Raw genomic sequence first — 17,835 nt, 5'->3', positions numbered from 1 at the left:
TCGTTGTGAATCCGCTGGTAGATCAACGCTAGGACTCCGATGGTGGGGTGTGAAGGGTTGCAATGGATTGCAATGTGGTGGAACGGGGAGCGTGTCCAATGGTGTCGTCGATGATCTGACAGTGGGGAATGAAGTTTGATGTGCGCACTCGCCACCTAGACTGCAGTCATGTTTTCGAACGAAGTTAGCCGTCGGACCTTTGTCGTGGGAGCTGCAGCCGCGGCTGCCTCAACGCTTGGAATGACGAACGCGTCGGCTTCCGTTCCAGCTTCAGTGAATCCGACTATCACTGCGCGCCAAAGGTTCTTCGGACCCGAGAATGTTGATCCAGCGACCGGCGACGTTGACTCGTCAAAGACGATTCTTTCGTGGTTCGGTGTCACGAATTTTGCGATGGCCATCGCGGGCAACGTCGTTCTACTGGACGCATGGGTTCCTCGAGGCGAGTTCTCGAACTATGTGCCGACCAGCCCTGAAGAACTGGCCGCGCTAGCTCCGAGCCACATCCTGATTGGTCATGGGCATTTCGATCACGCCGCTGACGCTGCCGAAATTGCCTCGATGTGTGGAGCAACCATCGTTGGAACAGACGAGCATTGCAGTCAGATCGCAGAGCAAGCCACAACTGAGCTCCGAACGTTGCCGCTGGATTCTGACCGAACTGACTTCTCGCTATCCAACGGTGTTGCCGTGCACTCTGTTCGACACTTGCACTCCGCGCTGCGTGCCCCGCGAGGCGAGCAACCACCACTTGTTCTTGTGCCCGATTTCAGTCCGGCCATCGAACATCCGCCGACACCTCACGACACTGCACACCTGGCATCGCATTTCAACGACGCCGAGGGTGGATCGTTGCTCTACCAGTTCGTGATCGGTGACTCCGTACTGACGTGGCACGACAGCACAGGGCCGCTCTTCACCGACGCTCCGGAGATCCTGGACGCTATGCGTGCGTTGCCTGTGTCCACAGTTCAGATCGGGTCTATTCAGGGTTACAACCAATACACGAACGGGCTCAGTGACCCGCTCGACTACATCCAAGCACTGCGGCCTTCGCTCTTCGTTCCGGCGCACCATGATAATTGGCTCGCGCCGCTCTCCGCGCCGGCCGTCGCGTACGAAGAGCGGCTACGTCAGGCACTCGCAGGCTTGCCGACGTCACCCGAACTATTACTGCTCACCGATCCGGCAGACTATGTCCAGCCATCGCGGCTCACGTTCGACATACCGATGAAGTGACTGACGTCGATTCAGATTCAGTGAATGTGCTCCTGCCAATCAGCTGGCACTCGGCCGGCCGGACCAGGAACCGGCTGGTTGGTGGGATGCGAAGTGGGCGAGGCTAATTCAGGTCCGTCGTAGGCTTCCTGAGTTTCGAAGCTCCAGAACCAATCCTCTCCAGGCTCGAAGCTCTGCATGAAGGGGTGCTTGGTAGCCGCGGCGTGAGCGCTGGCATGTTGTGACGGGGATGAGTCGCAGCATCCGATGTGACCGCACTGAGCACATCGACGCAAATGGACCCACCAACCGCCAGCAGCGTCGCATTCGACGCACCCGGCACCGCTCGGCGGCACACTCGGATCAATTCCAGCTGGAAGTCCGTCGGTCATGGTCAGTCCCTTCGTTGAAGTGGCTCTGCTTATTCATCGTGCGCCCCGAGTCGGGCGTGCGCTACTCGGCGTCGTCGGCGTGGTTGCGCTCTGGTCCGGCGATCGGCAGGAGAACGCGGAAGCGGGTGTCTCCGGGTTCGGATGTGACCCGCAGTTCACCATGATGTTTGCCGACAACGATTCGCCATGAGATATCCAGACCCAAACCCGTTCCCTCACCGACAGGTTTGGTGGTGAAGAAGGGCTGGAAGATTCTGTCGATGACGTCGTCGGGGATTCCCGATCCTGTATCGCAGATTTCGATGCAGACTCGATCGCCGTCGCGGCTGGTGCGAACAGTCAAGGTCCCAGTGCCACCCATAGCAGCGACAGCGTTGTCGATCAGATTGGTCCACACTTGATTGAGTTCGCCTGCATACGCATCGATGGGTGGGAGTGCCCGGTCGTATTCCTTGACGACGGCGATGTCACCGATTTTCTGTCCCAACATAATCAGCGTGCTGTCAAGCAATTCGTGAACGTCGATGGTCTGGAAGGGCGCGCGGTCCATTTGCGAATACTGTTTGGCCGCACCGACAAGCGTGGAGATTCGGGTGGTGGAATCGGCGATCTCGTTCATCAGTAGCTCAGACTCGATGGTGTAGTTCAACCAACGGATTGCCCCCTCGAGCACGGACTCGTCCACTGCTGCGGCAACAGTCTCCAGCCAGTTGGTGTCGAGGCCAGCTTGGACGAAGGTTGGTGCTAGGTCCCAACCTTCGCGGATGGAATGGTCCTCGAACCATTCACCCAGGGAGTCTTCTCGATCGGATGCTTCAAGGGGCGTGAGCGTCGGAGCCTTGGCAACAACTTCGGCGACTTCCTCTTGCATATGCATGAGGGTGACAAGTGAGTCGCGATCGTAGAAGCCTGAGGCGATCATCCCCAGTTTGCGCCGCATACCGGCGACGCGTTCGCGCAACGACGCGGTCGCCCGCACTGCGGCGGCTGCGGGATTGTTCAGTTCGTGGGTCAATCCGGCGGAGAGGGAGCCGAGGGCGAGAAGACGCTCACGTTGATCCATGATCTGGCGGGTGTTCTGGTTCCCGAAGAACACTCCTTCGAGAAGGTGTACAGCCATCGGAAACCATTCGCGCACTACAGCGCCGAACTTGTCGGCGTCGAGAACGAAGAAGGTCGACGGCTTCGTTACGCGCAGCGACGCGGAATAGATTTGCGGGACACGATCACCCAAGTACGACGTCCAACCGCCGGAGTAGACGCCTCTCTGGGAGGTGCGCACCATCTCGATGTCTTCGCCGCCGGAGAGTTTCGACATGATCAGCTCGCCCTCGATCAGGACGTAGAAGCACGATGCCGGGTCGCCTTCGAGGTAGACCTGGCCGCGGTCGATTTCAGTGATGTGGCCACTCTGGCAGAGTGTTTCGAGTTGATCGTCGGTGAGCTCCTCGAACAGGAACAGTGTGCGAAGAAGTTCTGGACTGCATTCTGGGACAGACATCAAATCTCCCTATTGTTGAGCGAGATAGCGGTGGACGAACATCACGGCCATCGCTCCTTCACCGACAGCCGATGCGACCCGCTTGGCTGATTCGGCATGCACGTCACCGGCGACAAAGACTCCGGGAACACTGGTTTCGAGGTGGTGGGGTGCTCGGTCGAGGGGCCACCCTTGCGGTGTGATGCCGTCGGCGGCGAGGTCGGGGCCGGCGACGATAAATCCATGTCGATCGCGAACAACAACGTCGCCGAGCCAATCCGTCAGCGGAGCGGCGCCGATGAAGATGAACAGCCAATGTGCGTCGACGATCTCTTCTTCACCAGTTGCTCTGTTCAGCAGCGTGATTCGCTCGAGGTGATCGTCACCGTCAGCGGCGATTACTTCGGTGCAGGCGCGAACCGATATCTTCGGATTTTTCTCGATCTGCTGAATCAGGTAGTAGGACATGGATGCTTCGAGTGAAGCGCCCCGGATGAGGATCGTGACGGATCGTGCACCGCGTGAAAGATAAACAGCTGCTTGGCCGGCGGAGTTTGCCCCACCCACGATGTAGACATCCTGCTCGCTACATCGCGCGGCTTCGGTGACAGAAGACCCGTAATACACGCCTCGGCCGGTGAACTTGTCGAGACCGGGAGCCGAAAGTTGACGGTACGAAACACCCGTAGCCAAGATGACAGAATGCGCATCAACGGATGTGCCGTCGTCGAAACGAACTGTGCGGGCAGAACCGTTGATTTCGAGACCCGTCACATCGCGGGCTGTGATGACCTCAGCGCCGAACTTTGTTGCCTGCCTCCGCGCGCGATCGGCCAACTGTGATCCGGAAACACCGTCCGGGAAGCCGAGATAGTTCTCGATACGCGAGCTTTGACCGGCCTGTCCACCTGTGGCGCGTCGTTCGATGAGGACAGTTCGCAAACCCTCCGAGGCTCCATAGAGAGCAGCACCCAACCCCGCCGGTCCACCGCCGATGACAACCAAATCGTAGAAGTCCTCGGACAGGGTGGTGCTCAGGCCGAGTTTGTCCGCGAGTTCGGTGTCCGTCGGCTCGATCAGTACGTCACCATTGGGAGCAATGACGACGGGAAGGTTTAACTCGTCGACCCCTGCGGCGGTGAGGAGTCGTTGTCCTTCAGGCTCGTCCGACATGTACCAACGGTATGCAAGTTGGTTGCGTGCCAGGAACTCTCGAACGTCAGAGGATCGTCCCGACCAACGATGGCCGACGACTTTGGTCTCCTCGGCAGGGTGGTGACTGGAGCCGGCCCAGGCGTCGAGGAGAGCGTCGATGACCGGGTAGAGCTTTTCTTCCGGTGGGTCCCAGGGTTTGAGCAGGTAGTGATCGAGGTCGACGACGTTGATGGCGTCGATCGCGGCCTCGGTATCTGCATACGCAGTGAGCAGAACGCGTCGAGCTATCGGGTAGAGATCCATTGCCTGCTCGAGGAATTCGATTCCGCTCAAACCGGGCATGCGGTAGTCGGCGACGATAACGGCGACAGCATCTCCGCGAAGCTTCATTTCGCGCAGAGTTTCGAGCGCCTGATCGCCCGATTCGGCGCGGATGATCCGATATTTCTCGCCGTAGCGTTTACGAAGGTCGCGGACGACGGCGCGGGAAACCCCGGGGTCGTCGTCGACGCTGAGGATAGCTGGTTTGGCAGGTGCTTTCGGCGCGTTCACTCGTTGCCCTCCCGACGTTGTAGTCAACCCCTCCAGTATGCGACTGTCACGAGCAGCGTCAATCGCTGCGGATGCGCTGCAAGCGAACATGGCGACGTGAACTGGGAATTTGTCGGTAGCGGGAACCGATTGAGTTTCCGGCGCATCAAATAGAGTGAGTTCATACCGAAGGGGGCCCGATGAGAATGTCGATGGGGGGTCGGCTTCTCGTGGCAGGGATATTGGTATGGGCTCTGGTCGGATGCGGCTCAGCCGTGGAGGGGGAGGCTGAGCCGCTATCCGGTCAAGCGGGATTATTCGATCCGTGTACGGACATTCCGGATTCTGCGATCAGGGGCGTCGGACTTGATCCGTACACGAAGGAGGTTGACATCGAGGGTGTTGAAATCCCCGGATGGAAGATCTGCTCGTGGAAAGGCCCGTGGTACTTCGTTGTCATTTTTTCGAACATGCACTCATTGCAAGATATTCGGGCGAACACCGATTTCACCGGATTTCACGAAGTTGAAATCGGCCAGAGGCAAGGTGTTCAGTACTCCAGTGCTCAGGATCAAGTTGGTGCGTCCTGCTATTTCGCGACGCAAGTTAAACAAGGTTCGATCTGGCTTCAAATCTCCCGGATGGGCCTGCGTCCGATCGAGGAGCCTACATGCGTGCTCATGCAGAGATATGGTTTGGAACTTGAAACTTATTGGCCAAGTTGATGATTGAATTACTGGACAAGGGGAAGTGAAGTGGCTAATCCTGACGGATCCCAACTGTCACAGTGGCTGACTTGGGAAGACGGAATCGAAGGCGGCGCCATTGCGGTGGACTTTGAGGTGGCCCGCAAACTCTGTGATAGCTGCAGCGCATTGCGTGCGGAGTTGGAAATGGCCCTTGGGGAGGTCGATTGGGTATCAAATGTTAAGGGAATGGGCACGCTCCAATCAGGTATTGATTTGGCGCGCAAATTCTCCCTGAAAGCGTCTGGAGGCGAGGACTCGCTCGAGAAGTCGCTGCTCAGTCACATCGAGGTTCTCAATGAGATGGAAGCGTGCTTTCAGGAATGCGTGACGCGCTATCTCGCTGTGGAGGCGGAGAATGCGGGTCGTCTGGCGCGACATGAAGTGTCAGGATCCTAGAATTGGCGCGGCTTCGACTTATGCTGGCAGCCATTGTCATTGGGTTGTTTTCGGTGGGGTGTGGCTCAACCGTCGAGGGTGTGCCTGAGCGTGCATCTGGTCAGGAGGGATTGTTCAACCCCTGTACGGACATTCCGGACTCGGTGATCGAGGGAGTGGGTCTTGATCCGGCTACGGAAAGCATCGATATTTTCGGCGTCGAACAGCCAGGGTGGAAGATTTGTGCGTGGGACGGATCTTGGTATGGATTAAGCATTCTGTCGACTCGATACACGACAGACGACATTCGCAAGAATCCTGACTACGTCGACATCGTCGACATAGAAATCGATGGACGGACGGCGATCGAATATCGAAAGGTCTCTGACGTGGTGGGGGAAGGATGCTACGTGGTGTTCTCAGCGGATCAGGGATCAGTTTGGGTTCGGGTTCAAAGCACTGGATTAGAGCCACAAGAGATGCCCAGTTGCGACATGGCGAGGGCCCTAGCAGATGGTCTCGTGAGCTACTTACCGATTTGATCTCCGATCGGAAATCGCGTGAACAATTCAGCAGTTCGAGGGCTAGATCAAAGGGGGCGCAATGACTTGGTCAGAGTGGGCGGAAAATGTGGGAGATCCGCGGCTGGCAGTTGATCCGAACGTCGCTCGACAATTGACTGCAGCATGTAAGGCGCTGCTGGGCGAGTTCAAGGACATGAAATTGAGGTTGAGTGATATGACCGATGCTTCTGGGATGGGAACTCTGGAATCGGGACGTGCATTGGCAGACAAGTTCTCACAAAAGGCCGTTGGTGGCGGGGACTCGTTGGAGAAAACACTCGACAGCCACATCGCTGTGGTGAAGGAGATGCGAGCCTACTTCCAAGCCTGCATCGACCGCTATGAGTCCGTGGACGACGACAATGCCAACCGCATGGCGCGGCATGAAGTATCGGGATCATAGATTGGCGCGGCTTCGACTTATTCTGGCAGCCATTGTCATTGGGCTGTTTGCGGTGGGGTGTGGTTCAACCGTCGAGGGTGAGCCTGAGCGCGCGTCTGGTCAGGAGGGATTGTTCAACCCCTGTACGGACATTCCGGACTCGGTGATCGAGGAGGTCGGTCTCGACCCTTCGACGGAGCTCATCGATATTGACGGTGTAGAGCAACCAGGATGGAAGATGTGTATGTGGAAATCGACGTGGTACTTCTTCACGATCATGTCGACGAAATACACGCTTGATGATGTGCGAAGCAATTCGGATTACACAAAATTCGATGAGTCGATAATTGCTGATCGAGTCGGACTGTGGTTTCAGCGGGAATCTGACGAAACCATCGACGGGTGCTACCTAGCGTTTGCGGCATCTCAAGGTTCGGTGTGGCTCAACATCGAAGCAGACGCGGGGACGCCGCACCAAGGCTCTACCTGTGGACTTGTCGAAAGTTTTGCATTGCAGCTTGTTTCGTCCTTGCCCCGATAAATCTCCGAGAGTAGGTCCAGTGGCGAGTCAGGAATCTGGCGAACTGTTCGTAGATCCGAAAGTGGCCAAACCAATGGTTGCAGCGTGTGACGCATGGATAGGTGAACTTAAGTTGATGGTCGTGCTCTGCGAGCGACTCAGCGACGTCAAAGGCATGGGAACTCTGGAATCGGGGCGCGCCTTGGCAGACAAGTTTGCAAAGAAGGTCATTGGTGGCGAGGACTCGCTGGAGAAATCTCTCGACAGCCACATCACTGTGGTGAAGGAGATGCGAGCCTATTTCCAAGCCTGCATCGACCGCTATGAATCCGTGGACACGGAGAATGCCGCCGTCCATGGGAGGCTCGAGATACCCGGATAGGCACAAAAAATCTCGCTGAGCCGGAGGGCATCCGACTCAGCGAAACTGTGGAACGACTAGGCGGTGGGCAGAGACTTCAGCGAGGTGACCGTAGCGTCCACGGCGCGGGCTGCTTCGGCACCCTTCTTCACGAAATGGGTGCTGAAGTAGTCGACATGCTCGGCATGCTCGTGGAAGTTGTGCGGCGTCAGAACGACCGAGAAGACCGGAACATCAGTATCAAGCTGCACTCGCATCAAACCATCGATGACGGCGGTCGCCACAAAATCGTGGCGGTAGATGCCACCGTCGACGACGAGGCCAGCAGCAACAATTGCCTGGTAACGGCCCGTCTGCGCTAAACGGCGCGCATGCAGCGGGATCTCGAAAGCGCCCGGCACCTCGAAGAAATCGACTGAATCGCGGGCGTAGCCCAAACCGACTATTTCGTCTGTGAATCCGTCACGTGCACGGTCCACGATGTTGCGATGCCACGTCGCCTGAATGAACGCGATGCGCTGTCCCTGGATGTCACTCATAACGACAAAACTACTGCACCAGGAAGCGTCGTCGCGAATGCATGTCTCAATCTTGCTGCCGCGGGAACGCTGTGGAGCGCCCCCAGCCGGCGTCGTTGGTGAGGTGTTCGAGCAGCGGCTGGATTCGGTAGGGAAGAGGATTGGTCAGCGCGATCGTGGTGGTGGAATGAGTGACACCCGGAAGGCTGACGATCTGCTCCGCCAACTTCTGTAGCGCAGCGTGGGTGGAGGTGGCTACGCGCACCAGCAGATCTTCGCGTCCCGTGGTGGCGTGAATTTCGATCACCTCGGGCAACTCGGCCAAGCTCCTAGCGATGGCGCTGATCTTTCCCTGCTCCAGTTCGAGGCCCACAAATGCCTGGATGGGGATGCCAACTTCGGGGAGATCGAGATTGGGGCGGAACCCGGTGAGGATTCCGCCTGATTCCATGCGCTTCATCCGGGCCTGGACAGTGTTCCGGGCGACTCCCAACGAGTTGGCGAGTTCGGCGACACTCATGCGCGAATCCTTGCTGAGCAATCCGAGTAGCTGGACGTCGAGCTTGTCGATGCTGAGCACTTTGTGAACCTTTCCTCAGTGATCGAGGTCACTGGATGATCGTATTGCTTAGTTCAATAGATTTGTATTGACCAAATCGTAGCTCAGGAAGAGCATTGGTTCTACGAATTGCTCAGCGGAACAGTTTGCGTAGATCACTGTACCCATCGACGATTCGTCTCGATCTCACGCCTGTGTCGTACAAGTCCTTTGGAAAGGTCTATCTCACAATGACTCTCACCGCCGAGCCTGTGAACTCCGCCCACATCTCCGACGACACTGCCGGCGTATTCGATCGCGCAGACTATCTTCGCGATTACCCGCACGAGCAGGTGAGCTTCTTCCAGGATCCGGCGAGCGGACTCAAGGCGATTGTTGCAATCCACTCCACGACGCTCGGGCCGGCGCTCGGCGGCACCCGCTTCTACCCGTACGCGGACGAATCGTCTGCTGTCACAGACGTTTTGCGGCTCTCTCGCGGAATGACCTACAAGGCCGCAGTTGCGGGTGTTGATCTGGGCGGCGGAAAGGCCGTCATCATCGGCGACCCGGCAACGGCGAAGTCTGCCGAATTGCTCGGCGCCTACGCAAAATTCGTTCAGACACTCGGCGGCCGCTACATCACGGCCGGAGATGTGGGAACCAACTCGGACGATCTCGACGTGATCGGGCTCGGAACGGACTTCGTAGTGGGTCGCAATGCGAAGGCCGGTGGCTCGGGCGACAGCGCGCCGATGACGGCCCTCGGCGTTTTCCAGTCACTGTTGGCGGCTGCGCAGGCTCACTGGGGCTCGCGTGATCTGGCCGGAAAGACGGTGGGAGTCGAGGGCACCGGCAAGGTTGGGTACGAACTCATCAAGCTGCTCCTGGCCGACGGCGCGACCGTGCTGGCAACTGATGTCAACGCGACGGCACTCGACCGCGTGAAGGCGGATTTCCCGCAGGTGCAGATCGTGGACAGTGTCATCGACGCCGATCTCGATGTTTATGCGCCCTGCGCAATGGGCGCGACGCTTTCGCACGCCACAGCAGAGGCAATCACAGCCGCGGTGATCTGCGGCGCAGCCAACAACCAGCTGACCGAACCCGAGGTCGAGTCCGTTCTGAGCGAGCGCGGCATTACGTGGGTACCTGATTATGTCGCCAACGGTGGTGGCCTCATTCAGGTTGCGGGCGAGCTGAAAGAGCATACGGCTGAGCAGGTCAGGGCTCAGGTGGAGAAGATTTTCGACACGGTAGCCGAGATTCTTGCCAAGGCGAAGGCTGAAGCAATCCTCGCGGGCGATGCAGCAGACTCCGTCGCCGAGGCGCGTATCGCACAGGCAGTTCGTTTGCGCACGGCGAGCTGAGACGCCCCGCGCGAGGTCATTAATTCGGCCGGTCCCGGCTAGTGTGGAACCAGACAAGCAGATGTGCAGAACTGGAACACGCGAGCCGGGACCGGCCGCAGTGCGTCGAACGCCCTATCCGCTCCATGTCCGACGCCGGAAGGGCCTTTGATGACCGAACAGTACGTTGTGTGGACCGAGAACGATACTGAGCGCCGTGCGCTCTGGGGGTCCACGAGCGGGGCACCGGCCCCCAAGCGGATACTGGTCGCAGACGACACGATGAAGGCGGACGAAGCCTACCGATTGGCTTGCGAGGGAACAGCCCTTCTATGGCGCGGTGACTTCCAGAACGCGCGTCAACTGTCCAAGGCTGTGGCTGCCCGGATGGATCGCAAACCGCGCAGAGACTCGGATGATCCGGCACAGGCCTTCCATCTTCACCGCCAGACACAGGGCCGGCGCGCACAGATTCTCGGCATGCTCCTGATTCCCCTCGACGCGGATCTCTCGATCCCATTGCGTCGTGCGCCCGACGCACACGTGGCGTTCACCGAGGCATTCGGCGTCACGGATCAGCCGTCGGTTCGTTCGCTGCGTGATCTGTTGGGTGCAATCGGCGCGCACGAGTGGAACCGCAAAGGCGTTCTGATTCCCGCGTTGGACGCTCGGATCCATCCGGCATTCGGAGTGTTCTCGCCCGTGCGCGGTGAATACATCGACCTGGTGGCCGCTGCGCCGTTGCCGTCGACTGAAAGCGCTTTCGACATCGGCACCGGCACGGGGGTGTTGGCCGCTGTGCTCGCTGCGCGTGGAGTCACAGAAGTGACGGCGACGGATCAAGATCCCCGGGCCCTGCAGTGCGCGCGGTCCAACCTCGACAGGTTGGGTTACAGCGATCAGGTGACAGTGATCGAGGCGGATCTGTTCCCGGAAGGTGTTGCGCCACTGGTGGTCTGCAATCCGCCGTGGATTCCGGCCAAGGCAACCTCACCGATCGAGTACGCGATTTACGACCCGGCCGGAGCGATGTTGAAAGGCTTTCTGACCGGAGTGGGGGATCATCTCGCGGAGGGCGGCGAGGCCTGGCTGATTCTCTCCGATATCGCCGAACACCTGGGCCTGCGCACACGGTCCGAACTGCACGCGATGATCGCAGCAGGTGGATTGACGGTGATCGATCGCATCGACGTCAAACCGACGCACGCCAAGGTGAGTGACCGAACGGACGCTCTGCATGCCGCGCGTGCGCGTGAAACCACCTCGTTGTGGCGGCTTCGTCGGCGCTGAATTTTCGACGTCAGGACGGGTCGTCGAACAGCGTTTCCTGAGTGGGGTCGGCAAATAACCCCATTTGTTCGGGCTGCGGTTTTGCCGGCGGATCCGACTTGGCATCGGGCAACACAACCAGACGAAGTGCACCGCGCAGGCGATCGACCATGCGTTCCCACGTACTGACCTGGTCATTGAATCCGGCGGCTTCTTCAGCGTCGTCGCGGCTGTGTGCGTCGACGGCTTGGCTCCGCAACTGGATCTGCCACTCGTTGCTGATGTGCAGCAACTGCAGGATCAGGTCGCGGTCGCGTCCGCACACGTCGGCGACGGCCTCAAGGTCATCGGCAACGTCGAGATCGAGATGAAGCAGCGTCTCGAGTTCCGGCGGCAGATCTTCCATGGTGAGCTCAGGCTGAAGTGTGCCAGACTCGCCGCCCTTGTTCGCGAAGAAGAGATCGCCGCCCAAGCGCGACGCGAACTCGTCGTCGACGGTACGAAGGAACGACGTCAACGAGGCGCACGTATCGGTGAGATGTTTGGGCACAAACGGTGAGCCCGCGACTTCGAGGAAGACGGACAACCTGTCGTCGATCAGAACGAACTTGATCCGGGACCATTTGCGGTTGAGGTCCGCGATGACCTCGCTGGCGCGGGTGCGATCGCTGATGTCCTGTACCAGCGGTGAGAACAGTTGAACGTCAAGCGAATCCGAGAGCGGTCCGACGAACATGACGGTGGAGCCGACGCGAATGGGGATGTCTCCGTCGCTGTCGCGTTCGGGGAGACTGCCGAGCATGGGAACCAGGGCAAGGGTGACAAGTTCTTTCAGATGGTCGACGTCGTTGGGCAGGTACGCCGCACCGGGATCGAGCAGCGGTAACTCGTCGACGGTGGTGACCGACGGATCGAAATCCGGTGTCAGCTGATTGCCGGTGAGATCACTGGACAGAAACGCCGGGTGATGGACGCCGAAAACCGTGCGAAATGCCGCAACGGTCATCGAAGCCAGTTGGTCCGACCAGTTCTGCCTCTTGTCAGCGCAGAAGGCGGGGGAGCTGTTGTCGGTATCGGGACCGTCCGACGGGGGAGCCCAGCCGAGCGCGACGAGAGTCTCGAGGCCGGACTCGTCGAGGGCGAACCGCGGGTGCAGGAAATTGTTGGAGGGAACCTCGCACCGCACCATGTCGGTGTCCCAGATCAGGAACTGGACGCAGGGCGCTCCGCCTTCAGCGGTGTCGATGTCGGAGGTTGCAGCCTCGACAGCAAGGACGTCACCGTCCACCATGATCGAGATGTGGTCGGCCAGGCGTGCCTGAAATTCCGCCCACGCTCGGTCGACACTGATATCGAGGTCGAATCCGTGCACGGCCATCAGTCACCTCCTAACGCAACGCTGAGACCTATACGGTAACGCGAGGTGCCGACAAAGCAGCTGTTTGCAGGTAGGGGATGTAACGCCGGTCACCGTGATAGTTCACGGCGAATGTCTCAGTCTCCGCTGGACGGGCGCTCTGAATCGATGGTGACGACCGGGATTCCTGTGCTGGTCGGGACCGTCGTAGAAGTCACGGTTCCGGACGGGCGCGCGCTCGACGGCGTCGCTGACGCAGGAGTGGACGAAGCAGGCGTCGATGACACCGCAGTGGTGGAACTGGTGCTTGATACAGCAGTGGTGGACGTTGTCGTCGACGCCACTACGGATGTCAGCGGTACGTTGCGCGGGGCCGTGAGCTCGGGTGCGACCTGCCACGTCGGTGTCGGTGGAATCACGACGGTAGGTACGACTATCGAGGTGTAGAACGAGGCAGGTTCGATATCCGCAAGTGAGTCGACGGTGACCGTGGATACCAGCGCTGGCGGGGTGACGATCGGGCCGCCGCCAAATGCTCCGGCTGCTCCACCGAAGAGGAAGCCGGAAGCGACAGAAATGCCGGCAACTGTGAGCGCGCCGACCATGACAGTTCTGTCTCTCATGCACAACCTGTTCTCCGGGAGCAGTACGCAAAGCACTGTAGGCGAAATCGAACAGTAGTGGCACATCGAAAACTATTGGGTGGGACGCGAATAAGTGTGTTGTAGAACACAAAGGCCGCTTCATGTACAAAACCCCGGGCGTTGAACGCCCGGGGCCTCGCGGCGAAACAAGCTATGCCGGGATGGTCAAAACCTGGCCGGCGTTGATGAGATCCGGGTTGGCAATACCGTTGGCATCGGCGATGCGCTGGTACTGGTTGCCGTCACCGTAGAAGCGTTCGGCAATCGCCCAGAGGGTGTCGCCGCCTTCGACCGTGTAGGTCTGCGCTGCCGGAGCGGCGGGAGCCGGTTCGGGCTCCGGTGCTGCCGTGGCAGGCTCCGGGGTGGGCTCAGGTGCGGGAGCTGCGACGGCGGTGTCAGTGGACCACAGGATGCGGTCGCCTGCGGACAGAACGACGTTGCGATCGTCCTGCACCGAGAGGGAGACCCCTTCGTTGCCGGAGGTCTGCGATGCCCAGACTGCGTCCCCGTTCTTGTAGAGGACGAAGTTGCCGTCAGCCTGCACGTCCGCGCGGTTAGCGCCCGATCCGTTTGTGCCGGCTGCCCAGACTGCGCGGCCGTCCTCGGAGAGAACCAGGTTGCCGTCTTCCTGCAGGGTGAGGGCGTAGGAACCGTTGTCGGACTTGAGTTCCTGGCCGATAGCGAGACTCTGGCCTGACTGCAGTGTGCTCACACTGTCCCTTTCCAAATCTGTTGCGGTGGGGTCCTGCCACGCAAGCATCACTCGCCAGTTACCTTGCGGTGAGTGGTTGCGTAGGCGGTCCACACTACGTTACCGGAGAGTTTTGTGGAACGTCCGACACACATACTTGAATTTCGGCGAGCGCGATCTCTCTGGTAGTGAGCAGTTTTGGTCGCCGAGAGATTTTTCCGAGGGTTGACCTGGGCGTCGATCAATCGGTCTGGCCTGAACTCTCGGTGAACTGCGTGTGACTCTCAGCTTATCTTCAGTAATCGCCAGGAGGGGACTGATCGGACAACGCGGCCAAAGTCTCGCTGTGCAGCACCCGGAGCAATTCGCGCTCGACCGCGGCAAATTCTGGCGAGGTGATCATGTCCAGTTCGCGGGGACGCGGAAGTGGCACGTCGACGACGCGTTTGACCGTGGCGGGCCTTGCGGAGAGAACGACGACGCGATCGGACAGATAGATGGCCTCACGAATGTCGTGGGTGATCATCAGAACTGTCCACCGATACTGCTGCCACACATCCTGGAGCCAGGACTGCATTTCGGTTCGGGTCAACGAGTCGAGGGCGCCGAACGGTTCGTCGAGCAGCAGAACGGGCTTGCCCTGAACTACGGTGCGCAGCAGGGCAGCCCGCTGGCGCATGCCTCCCGACAGCTGCGACGGAGTGGCATCCTCGAAACCCGACAGTCCGAAGGCGGCAAACAGCTCTCGTGCCTTGTTGCGTGCGGTTTTCCGCGGCACACCCTGTACTTCGAGTCCCAGTGCGGTGTTGTCGAGAACCGAACGCCACGGAAACAGGAGATCCTTCTGAGGCATGTAGGCAGTCGGGATGCCGCTTCCCGAGTCCGGTAGACCAACGGAGATGGTTCCCGACGTGGGTGTTTCGAGTCCGGCTAAGACATTGAAGATGGTGCTCTTGCCGCATCCACTCGGTCCGATGATCGACACGAATTCGCCTGGGGCAGCGTAGAACGACACGTCGTCGAGAACCTGTCGCGTGTCTGCCCGGGTGCTGAATTCCTTGCTGAGTGAGGCCACGTCGACAATGCGTTCGGTGCTCATCGCGGTGTCCTTTCGCTCAGAGCCCACGGCGCAACGACGCGTTCCACCGCAAAGGTCAGTAGGTACAAGGTGACACTGATCAGAGCGGTCACCAGAACCGCAGCAAGGACCAGGTCGGTGCGGAAGGAATTCTTCTGGGTGCTCATGTAGATGCCCAAACCGGAGGTCGCGCCGACGTATTCGGAGAACACCGCCCCCACGACGGCGTAGGTGATACCGATGCGCAGCGCCGTGAAGAACCGTGGAATTGCCGACGGGAGTCGCACGTACCGGAATTCTTGCCAGCGGGAGGCACCCATGCTGCGCAGGAGCGCACCGGCTTCACGATCGGCCGCGGCAAAACCCTCGATCAAACCGATAGTCATCGGGAAGAACGTTGCCAGCGCGATCACCAGAACCTTCGGCAACAGTCCGAATCCGAACCAGATGATCATGAGTGGGGCGATCGCGATGATCGGCAACGTCTGCGAGACGACAAACAGTGGAACCAACGCGCGCGAGAGCCATGGTGAAAAGTCCACCACCACAGCAAGAATCCATGCGAGTGCCAAAGAGACGGTGAATCCGATCAGCGTCACCTGAAGCGTCGACAACGCATGGCCGGAGATCACGTCGCGGTTGTTCCACCCCTGCGAGAGCACTCGGCCTGGCGACGGCAGAACTTGGGGACGGATGCCGCTGACATCGACGTAGATCTGCCAGGCCGCAACGAGCAAGATCACCACGGCGAGCGCAGGCAACGCTCGCCGTGTGACGGATCCCCATCGAGTCGCCACTTCAGGGCGCGTCGAGGTACTCATTGGTGAAGTATTCCGACCAATTCGGTTTCTGAGTCAGCGTATTGCCGTCCGGGCCTGCCAGTAGGCCGTTGTCGAAGAGGAAACCCGAATAGCCGGACCATGTTTCGAGATTCTGGGTTCCGACAACGCCGTTTGCGTCCAACATGTAATCAGCGGCAAGCATCCGTTGGCTGTCCCGCACGAGGTCCTCGTCGGTGAAGGCGCCGGGATTGGCATCGATGAGATCCTGTGCAGCGCGATCGGGATCCTCGGCGGCGGTCTGATATCCGCGCTGCACGGCCTTGACGAACTTGGCAGCTTCCTCGGGGTGATCCTTCATCCACTGCTGATTACCGTTGATCACAATGGAATACGCGTCGGGAAATCCGTAATCGGTGTACTGGAAGTAGCGCATCGGGGTTCCGTTGCGCTCCGCTTCGAGACCTTCCCACGCAAAGTAGGACACCGTGAAATCAGCCTGCCCCGAATACACAGCTTCGTAGGCCGACGTACCCAACGTGACGGTCGTGAAGTCGCCGGTCCCGCCGTCATTGCGAATCACCTGTTGCAGCGTTTCGACCTCGCCGGGATCGCCGAAGCCGGCGTAGACCTTGCCGTCGAGATCTCGCGGACGGGTGATGTCCGATCGGTCGGCTTTGACGCCGATTCCCGTGGCACGGTGCTGAAGTGGCGCGATGACGGAGACAGTGTCCGCGCCCGCAGCGCGAGCGAACGTCGCCTGGCTCTGGGTGCTGATCCCGAACTCGGCGTTGCCGGCATCCACCAGGGTGTCGGGGGAGGTGTTGTTGTAGGGAAGGATCGACACGTCCAGTCCAGCGTCGTCGAAGTAGCCCTCCTGCATCGCGACGTAGAGCCCGGTGTGGTTGGTGTTGGGAGTCCAGTCGAGTGCAAACCGGATGGCATCCGAAGATTCTGTGCCACTGGAACATCCACTGATCATGGTCAGTGTGGCTGCGAGAGCTGCGGTCGTGGCGAGAACACGCCTTACCGAGATCATGACGCGGGCCAAGGCTGCGGGTGCAATGCCGAATCCCAGAACATCAGCTCGAATCGACTTGCGATTCGGAACGCCTCGCTCATCGCTTCTCGATCTGCTTCGGTAGCGGCGTCGGCTGCTGCGTCGACGAGCTCCCGTGCCTTCGCGACGGACTCGTGGAACTCCGGCGCGTCGTAGGTGCTGACCCACTGCGCGTAGGGATGCGTCGGATCTGCATCCAGAACTTCCCGCGCTGACGCGGCCAGGTCGCGGCCGACCTCGGCGTAAATCCAGAAGCAGGGGAGTGCCGCAGCGGCCGAGACGGCGTACGGCGCGGTGGCGGCAGTCGCGATCAGATAGGACACGTATCCCAAGCAGGCTTGTGAATGCTCGAGCCGACTGGTCTCGGCCGGCAGAATCCCGCCGGTGAGAAGGCCGTCATGCAGTGACGACTCGACCGTGGCTGCCGTGGATGCGGAGTTGGACCAGAATCCCGCTGCCTGCGGGTTCGGGGCGTGAGCGGCAACAAGAGACAGCGCTTGGGAGTACCCCTCGAGATAGAGCTTGTCTTGCTCGATGTAGGTGCGGAACGCGTCGAGCGGCAAGGTGCCGTCGCCGAGTCGGCGCAGGAATTCGAGTGAGTCGATGGACTCCCGCAGCACTTTGGTCTCGTCCCAGAGGCGGTCGGTGAATCGGCCCGAAGTCGATTCGATGAGCGCCGTGTTCGAGACGGACGTATTTTCGGCAGAACTGTATGCAGGCTGTGTGGTAGCCATGACATCCCTTCGTCAGCATTACCTGATCAGGTTCCCGGGTTTGATCTCAGCCCCGCCCATGCGGAGCACCCCGTGTCAGAACAAGGCGACCT

Annotated in this window: 21 protein-coding genes and 1 riboswitch; of the genes, 9 read left to right on the top strand and 12 right to left on the bottom strand. The window is 59.6% G+C overall.

The annotated features are described in order from the left end of the window. Positions 1–168 precede the first annotated feature (168 nt). On the top strand, positions 169–1,239 hold the full coding sequence (locus tag EEB13_RS27420; protein ID WP_141486641.1) for an MBL fold metallo-hydrolase: 1,071 nt from the start codon (positions 169–171) through the stop codon (positions 1,237–1,239). Between the two features lie 17 nt (positions 1,240–1,256). On the opposite strand, the gene EEB13_RS27415 is transcribed toward EEB13_RS27420, so the two are convergent. The 3 genes from EEB13_RS27415 to EEB13_RS27405 form a co-directional block, all read right to left on the bottom strand. Further along, complete coding sequence (locus EEB13_RS27415; protein WP_141486640.1) at positions 1,257–1,610, bottom strand: UBP-type zinc finger domain-containing protein; 354 nt, start codon at positions 1,608–1,610, stop codon at positions 1,257–1,259. A 61-nt stretch (positions 1,611–1,671) separates the two neighbouring features. Continuing rightward, positions 1,672–3,111, bottom strand: coding sequence for an ATP-binding protein (locus tag EEB13_RS27410; RefSeq protein WP_141486639.1), 1,440 nt, complete (start codon positions 3,109–3,111; stop codon positions 1,672–1,674). Between the two features lie 9 nt (positions 3,112–3,120). Continuing rightward, positions 3,121–4,797 carry an FAD-dependent oxidoreductase gene (locus EEB13_RS27405; protein ID WP_141486638.1) on the bottom strand — a complete coding sequence of 559 codons (1,677 nt, stop codon included), beginning with the start codon at positions 4,795–4,797 and terminating at the stop codon, positions 3,121–3,123. 179 nt (positions 4,798–4,976) lie between these two features. Between EEB13_RS27405 and EEB13_RS27400 the strand changes: the two genes are divergently transcribed. The 6 genes from EEB13_RS27400 (at position 4,977) to EEB13_RS27375 (ending at position 7,747) form a co-directional block, all read left to right on the top strand. Then, positions 4,977–5,501, top strand: coding sequence for a DUF3558 domain-containing protein (locus tag EEB13_RS27400; RefSeq protein WP_051730671.1), 525 nt, complete (start codon positions 4,977–4,979; stop codon positions 5,499–5,501). Positions 5,502–5,531: 30 nt separating this feature from the next. Then, positions 5,532–5,921, top strand: a complete 390-nt coding sequence (locus EEB13_RS27395; protein WP_261984654.1) for a hypothetical protein — start codon at positions 5,532–5,534, stop codon at positions 5,919–5,921. Positions 5,922–5,941: 20 nt separating this feature from the next. After that, entirely contained in the window at positions 5,942–6,442 is a 501-nt protein-coding gene (locus EEB13_RS27390) for a DUF3558 domain-containing protein (RefSeq protein WP_141486637.1), read from the top strand. 61 nt (positions 6,443–6,503) lie between these two features. Beyond that, positions 6,504–6,866, top strand: a complete 363-nt coding sequence (locus EEB13_RS27385; protein ID WP_261984653.1) for a hypothetical protein — start codon at positions 6,504–6,506, stop codon at positions 6,864–6,866. Then, the gene (locus tag EEB13_RS27380) at positions 6,805–7,386 is read left to right on the top strand and encodes a DUF3558 domain-containing protein (RefSeq protein ID WP_315985039.1); all 582 of its coding nucleotides are present in this window, start codon (positions 6,805–6,807) and stop codon (positions 7,384–7,386) included. Before EEB13_RS27385 ends, EEB13_RS27380 begins: the two co-directional genes overlap by 62 nt. Before the next feature lie 19 nt (positions 7,387–7,405). Further along, positions 7,406–7,747 carry a hypothetical protein gene (locus EEB13_RS27375; protein ID WP_261984652.1) on the top strand — a complete coding sequence of 114 codons (342 nt, stop codon included), beginning with the start codon at positions 7,406–7,408 and terminating at the stop codon, positions 7,745–7,747. A gap of 56 nt (positions 7,748–7,803) precedes the next feature. On the opposite strand, the gene EEB13_RS27370 is transcribed toward EEB13_RS27375, so the two are convergent. Next, positions 7,804–8,265: a 6,7-dimethyl-8-ribityllumazine synthase gene (locus EEB13_RS27370; RefSeq protein WP_033236033.1), complete on the bottom strand. Its 462-nt coding sequence runs from the start codon at positions 8,263–8,265 to the stop codon at positions 7,804–7,806. A 46-nt stretch (positions 8,266–8,311) separates the two neighbouring features. Next, the gene (locus EEB13_RS27365; protein WP_033236034.1) at positions 8,312–8,824 is read right to left on the bottom strand and encodes an Lrp/AsnC family transcriptional regulator; all 513 of its coding nucleotides are present in this window, start codon (positions 8,822–8,824) and stop codon (positions 8,312–8,314) included. A 209-nt stretch (positions 8,825–9,033) separates the two neighbouring features. Here EEB13_RS27365 and EEB13_RS27360 point away from each other — a divergent pair, with 209 nt between their 5' ends. Both EEB13_RS27360 and EEB13_RS27355 read left to right on the top strand, forming a co-directional pair. Next, a complete protein-coding gene (locus EEB13_RS27360) occupies positions 9,034–10,152 on the top strand; it encodes a Glu/Leu/Phe/Val family dehydrogenase (protein WP_095888749.1) in 1,119 nt (372 codons plus the stop codon). A 150-nt stretch (positions 10,153–10,302) separates the two neighbouring features. Continuing rightward, complete coding sequence (locus EEB13_RS27355; RefSeq protein ID WP_092807485.1) at positions 10,303–11,421, top strand: methyltransferase; 1,119 nt, start codon at positions 10,303–10,305, stop codon at positions 11,419–11,421. A gap of 10 nt (positions 11,422–11,431) precedes the next feature. On the opposite strand, the gene EEB13_RS27350 is transcribed toward EEB13_RS27355, so the two are convergent. From EEB13_RS27350 to EEB13_RS27320, 7 genes are all read right to left on the bottom strand, one after another. After that, a complete protein-coding gene (locus EEB13_RS27350; protein ID WP_141486635.1) occupies positions 11,432–12,778 on the bottom strand; it encodes a T3SS (YopN, CesT) and YbjN peptide-binding chaperone 1 in 1,347 nt (448 codons plus the stop codon). 116 nt (positions 12,779–12,894) lie between these two features. Further along, the gene (locus EEB13_RS27345) at positions 12,895–13,380 is read right to left on the bottom strand and encodes a hypothetical protein (protein ID WP_141486634.1); all 486 of its coding nucleotides are present in this window, start codon (positions 13,378–13,380) and stop codon (positions 12,895–12,897) included. 172 nt (positions 13,381–13,552) lie between these two features. After that, a complete protein-coding gene (locus EEB13_RS27340) occupies positions 13,553–14,161 on the bottom strand; it encodes a LysM peptidoglycan-binding domain-containing protein (protein ID WP_187328626.1) in 609 nt (202 codons plus the stop codon). Between the two features lie 226 nt (positions 14,162–14,387). Further along, positions 14,388–15,191 (bottom strand): ABC transporter ATP-binding protein, encoded by an 804-nt coding sequence (locus EEB13_RS27335; protein ID WP_141486632.1) that lies wholly within the window; start codon positions 15,189–15,191, stop codon positions 14,388–14,390. After that, complete coding sequence (locus EEB13_RS27330) at positions 15,188–15,991, bottom strand: ABC transporter permease (RefSeq protein WP_045071416.1); 804 nt, start codon at positions 15,989–15,991, stop codon at positions 15,188–15,190. Before EEB13_RS27330 ends, EEB13_RS27335 begins: the two co-directional genes overlap by 4 nt. Further along, positions 15,969–16,988, bottom strand: a complete 1,020-nt coding sequence (locus EEB13_RS27325; protein WP_045071414.1) for an ABC transporter substrate-binding protein — start codon at positions 16,986–16,988, stop codon at positions 15,969–15,971. The genes EEB13_RS27330 and EEB13_RS27325 overlap by 23 nt, the downstream gene beginning before the upstream one ends. Then, complete coding sequence (locus tag EEB13_RS27320) at positions 16,985–17,743, bottom strand: TenA family protein (protein ID WP_141486631.1); 759 nt, start codon at positions 17,741–17,743, stop codon at positions 16,985–16,987. The genes EEB13_RS27325 and EEB13_RS27320 overlap by 4 nt, the downstream gene beginning before the upstream one ends. After that, positions 17,731–17,826: riboswitch (TPP riboswitch) on the bottom strand. (Overlaps the previous gene by 13 nt.) Positions 17,827–17,835 lie beyond the last annotated feature (9 nt).

The organism is Rhodococcus sp. WS3 (assembly GCF_003797085.1).
In the GTDB taxonomy this organism is placed as follows: Bacteria; Actinomycetota; Actinomycetes; order Mycobacteriales; family Mycobacteriaceae; genus Rhodococcus_F; species Rhodococcus_F globerula.
Note: the sequence above shows the minus strand (reverse complement) of the source record. Positions and strands in the feature narration are given on the sequence as shown.